This is a genomic window from Shinella sp. GW821-FHT11G07 (genome assembly GCF_058808115.1).
Genome location: NZ_JBXARJ010000020.1, coordinates 43,825 through 58,247 on the forward strand (window position 1 = coordinate 43,825; position 14,423 = coordinate 58,247).

Below are 14,423 nucleotides of genomic sequence, written 5' to 3' on the forward strand. Positions count from 1 at the left end.
CGCGCAATCCTGAGGGAACATCCATGAAAACCAGAACCAGCCTGCCCGCCGTCTTCCTAGTGCCGCCGCTTGCCATTCTCGCGGTGCTTGCCTTCGTGCCGACGGCCTATGCCATCTACATTTCCTTCCGCAACCGCGAGCTCAGCCGTCCCGACGGCAGCTTCGTCGGGCTCCAGAACTATCTCGATCTGTTTTCTGATCGCCGTTTCCTCAATGCCGTCGGCGTGTCGCTGACCTGGGAGGTCGTCACGGTGACGCTGACCCTTCTCGTCGCGGTCGGGCTCGGCATCCTGCTCTTCGAGTTCGCCTCCGCCCGCATGCGCACCGTGATGACGCTGCTCTTCCTCGTGCCGGTCATCCTGCCGCGTGTCTCGGCGGCCTTCGTGTGGAAGTTCGCCTTCCATCCGCTCTATGGCATCGTCACCTATCCCTACAAGGCAATCACCGGCCAGCCGCTCGACCTCCTGTCGAGCCCGGTGACCGCGCTGATGACGGTGGCGCTGGTCGATGTCTGGCAATGGGGCCTGTTCTTCGCCGTCATCGTGCTGAAGCTCTTGGAAACCCTACCGCCGCAGCCTTTCGAGGCCGCCCGGCTCGACCATGCGCGCAGCTGGGAAATCTATGCCCACATCGCCATTCCCATGCTGAAGGCGCCGCTCATCTCGCTCACCTTCATCAAGATGATCGAGTCGCTGCGCGCCTTCGACCTCATCTATGTCATGACCCGTGGCGGCCCCGGCATCGCGACGGAAACGCTCGACATGTACGCGTTCTCGCAGGGCTTCATCGAGTCGGGCCGCATCTCCTATGCCTCGAGCATGGCGGTGCTGATGATGGTCGCGACGACGGTGATCTTCACGGTGATCTGGAAGAGGGTGAAGCCATGAGCCTCTCGCGCTTCCTCGGCAGGTCGGTGCTTTATCTGGCCGTCTTCTCCGCGGTGTTCCCCATGGTCTGGACGGTGATCAATGCCTTCAAGAACCGGGTGGATATCGTCACCCCGACGCCGCTCTTCTTCTTCACGCCGACGCTCGACAATTTCGCCTATGTGCTGGGGCGGGAGAGCGTTTCGGCCGGCCTCGTCAACTCGCTTGTCATCGCCGGCGGCTCGGTCCTCATCGGTGCCCTGCTCGGCCTGCCGGCGGCCTACGCCATCGCGCGCTATCCGAACCGCTGGTCCGCCGACATCCAGTTCTTCGTGCTGTCGCTGCGCTTCCTGCCGCCGGTGGCCGTCGCCATCCCGCTGATGGTCATCTGGCTCGATCTCGGCTTCTACGACACGCGGCTGTCGCTGATCGTCACCTATACGCTGCTGACGCTGGCGACCGTCATCTGGCTCGGCGTGCCGGCCTTTGCCAGGGTGCCGAAGGAGGTTGAGGAGGCCGCGCGTGTCGATGGCTACGGCCCCTATGCGGTCTTCCTGCTGGTCGCGCTGCCGATTGCCTCACGTTCGCTGATCGGAGCCGTCGCGTTCGCCTTCGTGCTGGTCTGGAACGAGTTCCTGATCGCGCTGATGCTGACGACCTCGGACGCCAAGACGCTGCCGATCGTCGCCTCGGAACTCACTCAGCTCGGCCGTGACGTGCCCTGGGGCATCCTCAATGCCTCGGTGGTGCTGCTTTCCATCCCGCCGCTCCTGCTCATCGGCATCCTGAGCGGCCTCCTCAACAATGCCTTCCGGCGCAAGAGCAATTGACGACAGGATAGTTAAACCATGCAAGCCTTGGTTCTCGAAGAAAAGGGTGTGCTTGCCCTTCGTGATATCGATCTTCCGCTGGCAATCGGGCCGGACGATGTGAAGATCGCCATCCACACGGTTGGCGTCTGCGGCAGCGACGTGCATTACTATACCCATGGCGCGATCGGTCCCTATGTGGTGCGCGCGCCCATGGTGCTCGGCCATGAGGCGGCGGGCACGATCGTCGCGGTTGGCGAAAACGTCTGTCACCTTGCAGTCGGCGACCGGGTCTGCATGGAACCGGGCATCCCGGACCTGTCCTCCCGCGCCTCGAAACTCGGCCTCTACAATGTCGATCCGGCGGTGCGCTTCTGGGCGACGCCGCCGGTGCATGGCATTCTTACGCCCTATGCGGTGCATCCCGCCGCTTTCAGCTATCGCCTGCCGGACAACGTCTCGTTTGCAGAGGGAGCTATGGTCGAACCCTTCGCCATCGGCATGCAGGCGGCGGCGCGCGCGCGCATCGTGCCGGGGGATGTGGCAGCGGTCATCGGTGCCGGGCCGATCGGCATCATGGTTGCGCTGGCGGCGTTGGCTGGCGGTTGCAGCCGCGTGCTGATCTCCGATTTCAGCGCGGAAAAACTAGCTATTGCTGCGGCCTATCCGGGCATCGAGCCGGTGAACCTCAGGGAAACAACCTTCGCCGCGGCTATCGGCAAGGCGACCACGGGCTGGGGTGCGGACGTGGTATTCGAGGCGAGCGGCAGCGCAAAAGCCTTCGAGGGCCTGTTCGATCTCGTGCGGCCGGGCGGCGCCGTCGTGCTGGTCGGGCTGCCGGTCGATGCCGTGCGCTTCGACGTGCCGGGCGCCATCTCCAAGGAGGTCCGCGTCGAGACGGTGTTTCGCTACGCCAATGTCTTCGACCGCGCGCTGGAGCTGATCGCTTCCGGCAAGGTTGACTTGAAGCCGCTGATCACCGGCACCTATGCCTTTCACGACAGCGTCGCTGCCTTCGAGCGCGCGGCCGAGGCGCGGCCAACGGATGTGAAGCTGCAAATCCGCGTACAAGGGGGAAATTGACTGATGGCGAACATTGTCTGTGCCGGGGTGGACAAGGCCTATGGGGTCGTCAACGTCATCCGCGATTTCAACCTGGAGATCGCGGACCACGAATTCGTCGTCTTCCTCGGGCCATCCGGCTGCGGGAAATCCACGCTGCTGCGCATGATCGCGGGACTGGAGGACATTTCCGGCGGTGAGGTCTCGATTGCCGGCCGCGTCGTCAATGATCTCGAGCCGCGCGACCGCGGCGTGGCGATGGTCTTCCAGAACTACGCGCTCTATCCGCATATGACGATCTACGACAACATCGCCTTTGGCCTGAAGCGCATGAAGGTCGACAAGGCGGAGATCGACAGTCGCATCCAGGCCGTGGCCGGAACGCTCGGGCTGGAACCATACCTTTCGCGCAAGCCGACGGAGCTTTCCGGCGGCCAGCAGCAGCGCGTGGCGATTGCGCGCGCCATGATCAAGACGCCGCGGGTCTTCCTGTTCGACGAACCGCTCTCCAATCTCGACGCCAAGCTGCGCAACCACATGCGCGTCGAGATCGCGCGCCTGCACCAGGCGCTGAAGACGACGACCGTCTATGTCACGCACGACCAGCTGGAGGCGATGACGCTGGCCGACCGGATCGTGCTGATGAAGGGCGGCGCAATCGAGCAGGTCGGCACGCCGGCGGAAATCTACGAGCGGCCGCGCACGCTTTTCGTTGCCGGCTTCATTGGCACGCCCAACATGAACTTTGTCGATGTGACAGCGCATGCGGATGCGCAGACATGGCGGCTCGACGGCGATGGTGTCCGCTTCACGGTGTCCCGCGCGCGCTTCGATCTCAGGGAGGGGCAGGCTGTCACGCTAGGTGTGCGGCCCTCGGCGCTCGTCGCAGGCGAGGACGTGGAAGGCGCTGCCAACAGGCTTGCGGGTGTCATCGACCTCGTCGAGTTCCACGGGGACGACGCCCTCGTGTCCTTCCGTGTCGGCGGCAAGGAGGTCAGCGCGCTGGTTCCGGCAACGGTGCGGCCGAAGGCGGGCACGCCGGTCGCATTTTCCGCAAAGGAAGAGGCCCTGCATCTCTTCGACCGGGCCTCGGGCATGTCTCTGCTGCGGGCTGTGTAATCGCGGTAAATAAGACGGGCGCGGCTGGAGACCAGCCGCGCCCGCTTTTCTTTAAGACCGGATGAGATCGAAGCGGTCGGCGTTGACCACCTTGTTCCAGGCCGAAACGAAGTCCTTGACGAACTTCTCCTGTGCGTCGCTTTCGCCGTAAACTTCGGCGAAGGCGCGCAGCTGCGAGTTCGAGCCGAAGACGAGGTCGGCGCGGGTGGCCGTCCACTTGACGTCGCCGGTCTGGCGGTCGCGTCCTTCGAAGACGGTCTGGTCGTCCGATGCGGCCTTCCAGGCGGTTCCCATGTCGAGCAGGTTCACGAAGAAGTCGTTCGTGAGGGCGCCCGGGCGCTTGGTGAAGACGCCGTGCTGGGACTGGCCATGGTTGATGTCGAGCACGCGCAGGCCGCCGAGCAGCACCGTCAGTTCCGGACCGGTGAGGGTCAGGAGATTGGCCTTGTCGATGAGCAGGGCTTCTGCCGGAATGCTCGCATCCGACGTGTCGTAGTTGCGGAAACCGTCCGCAACCGGCTCAAGCACGGAGAAGGATTCGACGTCGGTCTGGTCCTGCGTCGCATCGGTGCGGCCGGGCGTGAAGGGCACGTCGACAGCGTGGCCGGCAGCTTTTGCCGCCGTCTCGATACCCGCGGAACCGCCGAGCACGATCAGATCGGCCAGCGAGACCTTCTTGCCGCCACTCGCCGCGTCATTGAACGCCTTCTGGATGCCTTCCAGCGTTTCGAGAACCTTGGCAAGCTGGGCCGGCTGGTTGACCGCCCAGTCCTTCTGCGGGCTGAGGCGGACGCGGGCGCCGTTTGCACCGCCGCGCTTGTCCGAACCGCGGAAGGTCGAGGCGGAGGCCCAGGCGGTCGAGACGAGTTCGGATACGCTGAGGCCCGAAGCAAGGATCGTCTGCTTCAGGCTAGCGATATCGGCGGCATCGATCAGCGGATGATCGACGGCGGGGACCGGGTCCTGCCAGATCAGCTCTTCCTGCGGCACTTCCGGGCCGAGGTAGCGGGCGCGCGGGCCCATGTCGCGGTGGGTCAGCTTGAACCAGGCGCGAGCGAAGGCGTCGGCAAACGCATCCGGGTTTTCGTAGAAGCGGCGGGCGATCTTCTCGTAGGCCGGGTCGGCGCGCAGCGCGATATCGGTGGTGAGCATCGCGGGGGCATGGCGCTTCGACGGATCGTGGGCGTCCGGCACCGAGTTCGCACCGGCATCGTGCTTGGGCTTCCACTGGTGGGCGCCGGCCGGGCTCTTCGTCAGTTCCCATTCGTAGCCGAAAAGGTTCCAGAAGAAGTTGTTGGTCCAGCGCGTCGGCGTCGACGTCCAGGTGACTTCCAGGCCGCTGCCGATCGCGTCGGCGCCCTTGCCGGTGCCGAACTTGTTGTCCCAGCCGAGGCCCTGCTGTTCGATCGTGCCAGCTTCCGGGTCGGAACCGACGAGGCTTGCGTCACCCGCACCATGGGTCTTGCCGAAGGTGTGGCCGCCGGCGATGAGGGCTACGGTTTCCTCGTCATCCATTGCCATGCGGGCGAAGGTGTCGCGGATGTCGCGTGCGGCTGCCAGCGGGTCGGGAACACCTTCCGGGCCTTCCGGGTTAACGTAGATCAGGCCCATATGCGTAGCCGACAGCGGCTTGTCGAGCTGGCGCTCGCCGGTGAAGCGCTTGTCGCTGCCGAGCCAGGTGGTCTCGGAACCCCAATAGGTGCTTTCATCTGGCTCCCAGACGTCGGCGCGGCCGCCGGCGAAGCCGAAGGTCTTGAAGCCCATCGATTCCAATGCGACGTTGCCGGTGAGGATGAACAGGTCGGCCCAAGAGATTTTCCGGCCGTATTTCTGCTTGATCGGCCAGAGCAGGCGACGGGCCTTGTCGAGGTTGACGTTGTCCGGCCAGCTGTTCAGCGGCGCGAAACGCTGCTGGCCCTGGCCGCCGCCGCCGCGGCCGTCGAAGATGCGGTAGGTGCCGGCGCTGTGCCAGGCCATGCGGATGAAGAGCGGGCCGTAGTGCCCGAAGTCTGCCGGCCACCAATCCTGCGAATCGGTCATCAGGGCGCGCAGGTCCGCCTTGAGGGCCTCGTAGTCGAGGGTCTTGAATTCGGCGGCATAATCGAACTGTTCACCCAGCGGGTTGGACAGGGCGGAATACTGGTGCAGCAGCTTGATGTTCAGCTGGTTCGGCCACCAGTCGCGGTTCGACCGCATGGACGAATCTGCTGCGATGCGCCCGCCATGGGCGACCGGACACTTGCCCGCGGTTTCGACTTTCGTATCCATGATTGTTCTCCCGTCTGATCTGAATGGTGTTCCGCCGGAGGCCTTGGCACGTCTCCGGGGCCGAGTTGTGTTGGCGGATGCGAAAAGACGCGCCCGCCCTGGGCGATGACCTGAGGTTCATCTCCTTACATAGGGACTTAGCAAAAGGCCGGCATAAATTTAAGTTTGATTTATTGATGGGCGCGATAAGATAAGGTTATGATGAACTTTACCCTCAGGCAACTGCGCTATTTTGAAGCGATGGCGCGCCACAATCATTTCGGACGAGCCGCCGATGCCTGCTCGATTTCCCAGCCGGCACTATCGACGCAGATCAAGGAACTCGAAAAGGAGCTCGGCAGCGACCTCTTCGAGCGCGGCGCGCGGCAGGTCCGGCTCACCAACTTTGGCGAGGCCTTTCTCGTGCGCGTGCGGGAAATCCTGCGTTCGGTCGACGAACTGGGTGACGTGGCGCGGGCGGCCAGGAACCAGCTGGCGGGGCGCCTTAGGATCGGCATCATCCCGACCGTCGCGCCCTATATGCTGCCTGCGATCATCGGCAATCTCACCCGGCTTTATGACGGGCTCGACATCCATGTGCGGGAAACGCAAACCGCGAAACTGGTCCAGGAATTGACGGAGGGCCGCCTCGATACCGCAATCGTCGCTTTGCCGGTCTCCGAGCCATCGCTGACCGAAGTGGCGCTGTTCAACGAGGATTTCGTGCTCGTGCGGCCCGGCAAGGACGAGGGGAAGCCGGTTCCCAATCGCGACATGCTGAGCGAAATGCGGTTGCTCCTGCTTGAGGAAGGGCATTGTTTTCGCGAGCAGGCGCTGTCCTTCTGCAAGGTGAACACGGAGCGCCCGCGGGAATTGATGGATGGGAGTTCGCTGTCGACACTGGTTCAGATGGTCGGCGCCGGTATCGGCATCACCTTGATTCCGGAGATGGCCGTGGCGGTGGAAACCCGTTCGGCGACCGTTTCGATCGCGCGCTTCAATGCTCCGCAACCGTCCAGGACGATCGGCATGATCTGGCGTAAGACCAGCCCTCTTGCAGAACAGCTTTTGCAGATTTCCGAAGTGGTGCGTCAGTCGGCCGGCGACGTCGTCAGGCCGGGTTTGCAGGCGTGAGGTGCGCGCCGGACGAAGACGATCAGACGTCTTCCTTCTCGCGCTCGGGCGTCACGACACGCGGCTTGGTCTTGATCGACGGAACGACCGATGGTTTGGCGACGACCTTCGGCGTGGGCGCCTTTATGCCGAGCATGCTGCGGATGCGGTCGCTGACCAGCGGGCGGAAGCGGCTGGCGCGGAAGGGCATGTCGGTGGCGCCATAGCCCTCCGGCCCGTCATCGTTGCCGCGATAGAGTTCCATCAGCTTGATGCCGTAGAAATCGCCATCGACATAGTGGCGATAGTGCCCGGCCCAGCGGACCGTGTAGACCTGCCCCTTGCGAATGCCCTGGTCGATGGAGACGTTCTTGAAGCGATCGTTGACGCAGACGACCTTCTGTCCGACCTGGAATGTGGGCATGTCGTGTCCCTCTTCGGTTCCGGTTCAGCCGGTCTTCTTACAGTTGACGCCCGGCGCGTTCTCGCCCTTGGTCAGGTCGTAAAGCGTCGCCTCGTCACCCTTGGTCCACCATTCGTAGCGGCCGCCGGTATATTTGGCGCCGGAGGCGGCCATGACGTTGGAGGCAATGATCGTCTCGTCTGCGATGCGCAGAACGGCGAGCGAATTGGCGCCGACATTGATGTATTCGACCACCACACGCTGGTCGGCGTCACACTGGTAGTTCAGCGTCTCGCGCGCCACGCTCTGTTCCGGTCCGGGCAGGCGGATGACGATGTCAGTGTTGTTCTTGAGGGCTGCAAGGCGGATCGCCGGGGCGCCTTCCTTGCCGGTCAGGTGTAGGATGCCGTTTTCGAGGCGCCACGAGGTCACGGTGCCGAGCGTGTCGAAGAACTTCTGCTCCTGGTCCATGATGGCGGGCGCGCACATCTTGCGCGTCGCGGCGGCGGGGGCGAAGGCGATATTGCCATTCTGTACCTTCAGCTTGCCGCGATAGGTGTTGCAGCCGCCATTGCCGCCATAGGATCCATCCGGCTTGATTTCCAGCGTCGTCTGAAGGTCGTCGATCACACCGTTGCCGCCGATATCTTCGGCAAGCCAGGTGCCGCCGAGACCACCCGGGACCGGCTCGTCGGCATAGGCCGGGGCCACCGCCCAAAGGGCGAGGCATGCGAGGGTCCATACTCTCAGGCGTCGGTGCACAGATTTCTCCAATCGCGTCAGGCGGAAGACCGCTTTGCCGGGACGTTATGGCCGACCGGGCGAAAAGGTCAAGTCGCGGGTTCCAGAAGACCGGCCATGCCTTCGCTTTACAGCATTTCGATGACTTGTTGCAGGCGTCTTTCGCCTGTAGAGCCATTTGTAGAAAACAAGAAAACCGCGGAAAACATCATGGCTCCGGACGCGCGGCAGAAACGCCGCATCACCATTCTCGGCTCGACAGGTTCCATCGGCACCAGCACGCTCGACGTGGTGCGCCAGCTCGGCGGGCGCGAGCGCTACGAGGTCGTGGCGCTGACCGGCAACGGCAATATCGAGCTGCTCGCCGCGCAGGCGCGCGACTGCGGTGCGCGCCTCGTGGTGACGGCGGACGAGAGTCGGTACGCGGATCTGAAGGACGCACTTTCCGGCAGCGGTATCGAGGCGGCGGCCGGGCGCTCGGCACTGCTGGAAGCGGCGTCCGGCGATGCGGACTGGGTCATGGCGGCGATCGTCGGCACGGCGGGTCTTGCGCCGACGCTTGCGGCGGCGAAGCGCGGCGCGGATATCGCGCTCGCTAACAAGGAATGCCTCGTCTCCGCCGGTGATCTCTTCGTGCAGGCCGTCGCGCAGGGCGGCGGGCGGCTGATCCCGGTCGACAGCGAACACAGTGCGATCTTCCAGGCCTTGGAAGACGACCAGCGCCACGCCGTCGAGCGCATCGTGCTGACAGCCTCCGGTGGCCCGTTCCGCACCTGGAGCCGCGAGCAGATGGCAGGCGTCACGGCCGATATCGCACGCGCCCATCCCAACTGGTCGATGGGCCTGAAAATCTCGATCGGCAGCGCCTCGATGTTCAACAAGGCGCTGGAGATGATCGAGGCGAAGCACCTCTTCGATGTGCGCCCGGACCAGATCGAGGTTGTCGTGCATCCGCAGTCGATCATCCATTCGATGGTCGGGTATGTCGACGGTTCGGTGCTGGCGCAGCTCGGTGCACCGGACATGCGCACGGCGATCGGCTATGCGCTGACCTATCCGACGCGCTCGGCGCTGAATGTCGACCGGCTGGATTTTGCAAAACTCTCGCGGCTCGATTTCGAGGCGCCAGACGAGGACCGGTTCCCGGCCTTGCGTCTCGCTCGCACAGCGCTGGAACGTGGTGGCTTGCAGGGCGCGATCATGAATGCGGCGGAGGAAGTCGCCTTCCACGCCTTCGTCGGCAGGCGTCTCGGTTTCCTGTCGATGGCCGATATTGCCGAGCAGGTGATGGACAGGCTCACCCATCTGCCGGTGGCCTCTTCCATGGATGATGTCTTTGCCGCAGACGAAGAAGCCCGACGGGTCGCCGCCGGGCTTATCGGATAATTTCGCTTACGTTCGCTTAGGCGACGGCGCGGGCCAGCGCGCAGCGCGACCAGAGCGAATGCAGCGCGCTCACGAGGTGGTCGATGTCGGCGTCCGTGTGGAGCGGCGTCGGCGTGATGCGCAGGCGCTCGGTCTTCTTCGGCACGGTCGGATAGTTGATCGGCTGTACGTAGATGCCGAAATTGTCGAGCATCAGGTCCGAGATCCACTTGCACTTGGCGGCATCACCCACCATCACCGGCACGATGTGGCTGGGGTTCGGCATGTGCGGGATGCCGTTGCGGTCAAGCGCCGAGCGCAGGCGGCGTACACGCTCCTGATGGGCGAAACGTTCGACCTGGCTTTCCTTGAGATGGCGGATGGCGGCGCAGGCACCGGCTGCAATCGCCGGCGGTAGGGAGGTCGTGAAGATGAAGCCCGAGGCAAACGAGCGGACGAAATCGCAAAGCGCGGTCGAGCCGGTAATATAACCGCCCATCACGCCAAACGCCTTGCCGAGCGTGCCTTCGATGATGGTCAGGCGGTGCATCAGGCCTTCGCGTTCGGCAATGCCGCCGCCGCGCGGGCCGTACATGCCGACGGCGTGCACTTCGTCGAGATAGGTCATTGCGCCGTATTTGTCGGCAAGGTCGCAGATGTCCTTGATGGGAGCGATGTCGCCATCCATCGAATAGACCGATTCGAAGGCGATCATTTTCGGCGCCTTCGGGTCGGCGCTAGCGAGCTTGGCTTCAAGATCCTTCAGGTCGTTATGCTTCCAGATCACCCGCTCGCATTTCGAGTGGCGGATGCCCTCGATCATCGAAGCATGGTTTCCGGCATCGGAGAAACAGATGATGCCGGGGATCTTCGAACAGAGCGTGCCGAGGGCGGCCCAGTTGGATACGTAGCCCGAGGTGAAGAGCAGCGCCGATTCCTTGCCGTGCAGGTCGGCGAGTTCGCGCTCGAGCAGGACATGATGATGATTGGTGCCGGAGATGTTGCGGGTGCCGCCGGCACCGGCGCCACACTGGTCGATTGCGAGCTTCATCGCCTCGATGACCTTCGGGTGCTGGCCCATGCCGAGATAGTCGTTCGAGCACCAGACCGTGACGTCCTTCGGACCATCCGCCGTGTAGCGGGTCGCTTTCGGAAAGCTGCCCTTCTGGCGTTCCAGGTCGGCGAAAACGCGGTAGCGGCCTTCCTGATGCAGGCCATCCAGCTCGTTCTTGAAGTAGGTCTCGAAGTCCATCCGAAGTCTCCTGTCCGGTCAGATGCCGGACACCATCGTCGTTGGCGGTCGTTCAATCGGCTATATCAGACGCCCTTTCGCTGCAACGGTATCCGCTGCGGCAAATCGGCGCCACCTTTGAACCATTCCAAAGTATCTTAGGCACCCAAAGGCCATTTCCTGTTGATGCATGTCAAGTCTGCATGAAAAAAGGACGGCCTCAACCGCCCTTTTAATCGAACCAGTTTCAGCTTTTTCGTGGAAGTCAGGCGGCCGCGACCGCCCGCTTGGCCATGACCTTCACGAGGTTCGCCCGATACTCTGCGCTGCCGTGGATATCGGAGAGCAGGTTGGAGGCATCGACAGTCACACCGGATGCGGCATCCGCCGACCAGTTGGCGGAAAGCGCCTGTTCCAGTCCGGCATGACGGAACACGCCGTCGGAGCCGGCACCGGTCACCGCCACCCGCACGCCGCCATCTCCCGCCTTTGCCACGAAGACGCCCGTCATCGCATAGCGCGAGGCCGGGTTCGGGAATTTGGCGTAGCCGGCCTTGGCGGGCGCGTCGAAGGTGACCGCCACGACGATCTCGCCGTCCTCCAGCGCCGTCTCGAAGAGCCCGGTGAAGAAGTCGTCGGCGGGAATTTCCCGCGCATTGGTGACGATCGTCGCCCCCAGCGCCAGCATGGCGGAGGGGTAGTCGGCAGCGGGATCGTTGTTGGCGGTCGAGCCGCCGATCGTTCCCATATGGCGCACATGCGGGTCGCCGATAAGGGATGCGAGGTGGCAGACAGCCGGGCAGGCGGCTTTGAGCTCGCCCGAGGCAGCGACCTCGGCATGCGTCGTGCCGGCACCGATGCGGACCCGGCTGTCATTGACGGAGATGCCCTTGAGGTCCGCGATGTGGCGCAGGTCGACGAGGTCGGAGGGAGCGGCCAGCCGCTGCTTCATGGTCGGGATCAGCGTCATGCCGCCGGAGACGTATTTCGCTTCGTCCGAGGAGGACTGCAGCTTGACGGCGTCAGCGATCGAGGATGCGCGATGGTAATTCGTTGCGTACATGGCTTCCTCCGTCAGTTGGCCGCAGCACGCGCCGCCGCCCAGACCTTCTGGGGCGTTGCGGGCATGCTGAGGTCGTTGTTGCCGATGGCATCGGTTATGGCGTTGATCAGCGCCGGCGGCGAACCGATGGCGCCGGCCTCGCCGCAGCCCTTGATGCCGAGCGGATTGTTCGGGCAGGGGGTGTTCTGGTGCGAGACGTTGAAGGAGGGCAAGTCGTCGGCGCGCGGCATGGTGTAATCCATGTAGCTCGCCGTCAGGAGCTGGCCCGTTTCCGGATCGTAATGCACGCCTTCCAGCATTGCCTGGCCGATGCCCTGCGCAATCCCGCCATGCACCTGTCCCTCGACGATCATCGGGTTGATGATGTTGCCGAAATCGTCGGCGGCGACGAACTGGATGATTTCGGTCTTGCCGGTGTCCGGATCGACCTCGACCTCCGCGATGTAGCAGCCCGCCGGGAAGGTGAAGTTGGCCGGATCGTAGAAGGCGCCCTCCTTGAGGCCCGGCTCCATGCCGGATGGCAGGTTGTGGGCGGTATAGGCGGCGAGCGCCATCTGGAACCACGGCACCGTCTTGTCGGTGCCGGCGACCTTCAGCGCGCCGTTTTCGATGACGATGTCACTTTCATCGGCCTCCATCAGGTGGGCCGCGATCTTCTTCGCCTTGGCCTCCACCTTGTCCAACGCCTTGACGACGGCGGACATGCCGACGGCGCCGGAGCGCGAGCCGTAGGTGCCCATGCCCATCTGCACCTTGTCGGTGTCGCCATGCACGATGGAGACGCTGTCGATCGGCACGCCGAAGCGTTCGGCGACGAGCTGGGCGAAGGTCGTCTCATGGCCCTGGCCGTGACTGTGCGAGCCGGTCAGCACCTCGATCGTGCCGACGGCATTGACGCGCACCTCCGCCGATTCCCACAGGCCCACGCCGGCGCCGAGCGAGCCGACCGCAGCCGAGGGCGCGATGCCGCAGGCCTCGATGTAGCAGCTCATGCCGATGCCGCGCTTCATGCCGCGGTTTGCGGCTTCCGCCTTGCGGGCCGGGAAACCGTTCCAGTCGGCCGCCTGCATGGCGGCCTCCAGCGAGGCTTCGTAGTCGCCGGCGTCATAGTTCATGATCACCGGCGTCTGGTGTGGGAAGGAGCGGATGAAGTTGGCACGACGCAGTTCTGCCGGCGAGACGCCAAGCTCGCGTGCCGCCGTCTCCACGGTGCGTTCCACCAGATAGGTTGCTTCCGGCCGCCCGGCACCGCGATAGGCGTCGACGGTGGCCGTGTTGGTGTAGACGGCGCGCACATTGGCGTGGATGGCCGGGATGTTGTACTGGCCCGACAGCAGCGTGGCATAGAGATAGGTTGGCACCGAGGAGGAGAAGAGCGACATGTAGGCGCCGAAATTGGCGATCGTGTCGACCTTCAGTGCCGTGATGCGGTTGTTGGCGTCGAAGGCCATCTTGACCGTCGAGACATGGTCGCGTCCATGCGCATCGGTCAGGAAGGCCTCAGTGCGATCGCAGGTCCATTTCACCGGAACGCCCGAGCGTTTCGAGGCCCAGAGACAGACGATTTCTTCCGGATAAATGAAGATCTTCGAGCCGAAGCCGCCGCCGACATCCGGGGCGATGACGCGCAGCTTGTTTTCCGGCGCGACATTGTAGAAGGCGCTCATCACGAGGCGGGCGACATGCGGATTCTGGCTCGTCGTGTAGCAGGTATAGTGGTCCTCGGCAGAATCGTAGATGCCAAGTGCGGCACGCGGCTCCATCGGGTTCGGCGCCAGCCGGTTGTTGACGATCTTCATCTCAGTGACGTGGGCTGCCGCGGCAATGGCTGCGTCCGTTGCGTCGGCATCGCCGATCTGCCAGTCGTAGATCAGGTTGCCGGGTGCTTCCGGGTGCAGCTGCGGCTGGCCGGCTTCGAGCGCCTTGACCGCGCTGGTGACAGCGGGCAGCACGTCGTAGTCGACGACGACGGCTTCGGCGGCGTCGCGCGCCTCGCCCATCGTATCGGCCACCACCACGGCCACGGCGTCACCGACATAACGCACCGTCTCATGCGCGATCGGGCGCCAGGCGCCCATCTTCATCGGCGAACCGTCTTTGGAATGGATCATCCAGCCGCAGATCAGGTTGCCGATGCCGTCGTCCAGCATCTGCTTGCCGTTGAGCACGGCGACGACGCCCGGCATGTCTTCCGCCGCGGACGTATCGATGCTCATGATCTTCGCATGGGCGTGCGGCGACCGCACGAATGCGGCATAGCGCATGCCCGGCACGGACATGTCGTCCGTGTAGCGGCCCTGGCCCATGAGAAACCGCTTGTCTTCCTTTCGCGCGACGCGCGCGCCGATGCCTTCGACACCCATCTTGATCTCCTCCGAGATATCGTTTGCGTGACCTGCTGAAG

At 63.9% G+C, this 14,423-nt stretch carries 12 protein-coding genes; 6 read left to right on the top strand and 6 right to left on the bottom strand.

Translation table 11 applies throughout. The annotated features are described in order from the left end of the window. Positions 1-23: 23 nt before the first annotated feature. The 4 genes from AC1RT2_RS28570 to AC1RT2_RS28585 are packed head-to-tail and all read left to right on the top strand — an operon-like array spanning position 24 to position 3,856. Positions 24-887 (top strand): carbohydrate ABC transporter permease, encoded by an 864-nt coding sequence (locus AC1RT2_RS28570; RefSeq protein ID WP_493107400.1) that lies wholly within the window; start codon positions 24-26, stop codon positions 885-887. Continuing rightward, positions 884-1,696, top strand: coding sequence for a carbohydrate ABC transporter permease (locus tag AC1RT2_RS28575; protein ID WP_493107402.1), 813 nt, complete (start codon positions 884-886; stop codon positions 1,694-1,696). The genes AC1RT2_RS28570 and AC1RT2_RS28575 overlap by 4 nt, the downstream gene beginning before the upstream one ends. A gap of 18 nt (positions 1,697-1,714) precedes the next feature. Then, positions 1,715-2,758, top strand: a complete 1,044-nt coding sequence (locus tag AC1RT2_RS28580) for an NAD(P)-dependent alcohol dehydrogenase (RefSeq protein WP_493107404.1) — start codon at positions 1,715-1,717, stop codon at positions 2,756-2,758. Positions 2,759-2,761: 3 nt separating this feature from the next. Then, positions 2,762-3,856 (top strand): ABC transporter ATP-binding protein, encoded by a 1,095-nt coding sequence (locus tag AC1RT2_RS28585; protein WP_493107406.1) that lies wholly within the window; start codon positions 2,762-2,764, stop codon positions 3,854-3,856. A gap of 51 nt (positions 3,857-3,907) precedes the next feature. On the opposite strand, the gene katG is transcribed toward AC1RT2_RS28585, so the two are convergent. Then, positions 3,908-6,124 (bottom strand): catalase/peroxidase HPI, encoded by a 2,217-nt coding sequence (gene katG, locus AC1RT2_RS28590; protein ID WP_493107408.1) that lies wholly within the window; start codon positions 6,122-6,124, stop codon positions 3,908-3,910. A 198-nt stretch (positions 6,125-6,322) separates the two neighbouring features. Between katG and AC1RT2_RS28595 the strand changes: the two genes are divergently transcribed. Next, positions 6,323-7,237 (top strand): LysR substrate-binding domain-containing protein, encoded by a 915-nt coding sequence (locus tag AC1RT2_RS28595; RefSeq protein ID WP_493107410.1) that lies wholly within the window; start codon positions 6,323-6,325, stop codon positions 7,235-7,237. Positions 7,238-7,259: 22 nt separating this feature from the next. Here AC1RT2_RS28595 and AC1RT2_RS28600 read toward each other — a convergent pair whose 3' ends face one another. Together AC1RT2_RS28600 and AC1RT2_RS28605 are read right to left on the bottom strand one after the other, a co-directional pair. Next, positions 7,260-7,640, bottom strand: coding sequence for a CAP-Gly domain protein (locus AC1RT2_RS28600; RefSeq protein ID WP_069060864.1), 381 nt, complete (start codon positions 7,638-7,640; stop codon positions 7,260-7,262). A gap of 24 nt (positions 7,641-7,664) precedes the next feature. Further along, positions 7,665-8,381, bottom strand: coding sequence for an META domain-containing protein (locus AC1RT2_RS28605; RefSeq protein ID WP_493107412.1), 717 nt, complete (start codon positions 8,379-8,381; stop codon positions 7,665-7,667). 189 nt (positions 8,382-8,570) lie between these two features. On the opposite strand from AC1RT2_RS28605, the gene dxr reads away from it, so the two are divergent. Next, positions 8,571-9,746, top strand: coding sequence for a 1-deoxy-D-xylulose-5-phosphate reductoisomerase (gene dxr / locus AC1RT2_RS28610; RefSeq protein ID WP_493107414.1), 1,176 nt, complete (start codon positions 8,571-8,573; stop codon positions 9,744-9,746). A gap of 16 nt (positions 9,747-9,762) precedes the next feature. Here dxr and hemA read toward each other — a convergent pair whose 3' ends face one another. From hemA to AC1RT2_RS28625, 3 genes are all read right to left on the bottom strand, one after another. Then, positions 9,763-10,977, bottom strand: coding sequence for a 5-aminolevulinate synthase (gene hemA / locus AC1RT2_RS28615; RefSeq protein WP_493107416.1), 1,215 nt, complete (start codon positions 10,975-10,977; stop codon positions 9,763-9,765). A 244-nt stretch (positions 10,978-11,221) separates the two neighbouring features. Beyond that, positions 11,222-12,019 carry an FAD binding domain-containing protein gene (locus AC1RT2_RS28620; RefSeq protein ID WP_493107418.1) on the bottom strand — a complete coding sequence of 266 codons (798 nt, stop codon included), beginning with the start codon at positions 12,017-12,019 and terminating at the stop codon, positions 11,222-11,224. Between the two features lie 11 nt (positions 12,020-12,030). Further along, entirely contained in the window at positions 12,031-14,382 is a 2,352-nt protein-coding gene (locus tag AC1RT2_RS28625) for a xanthine dehydrogenase family protein molybdopterin-binding subunit (protein ID WP_493107420.1), read from the bottom strand. Between the last annotated feature and the right edge of the window lie 41 nt (positions 14,383-14,423).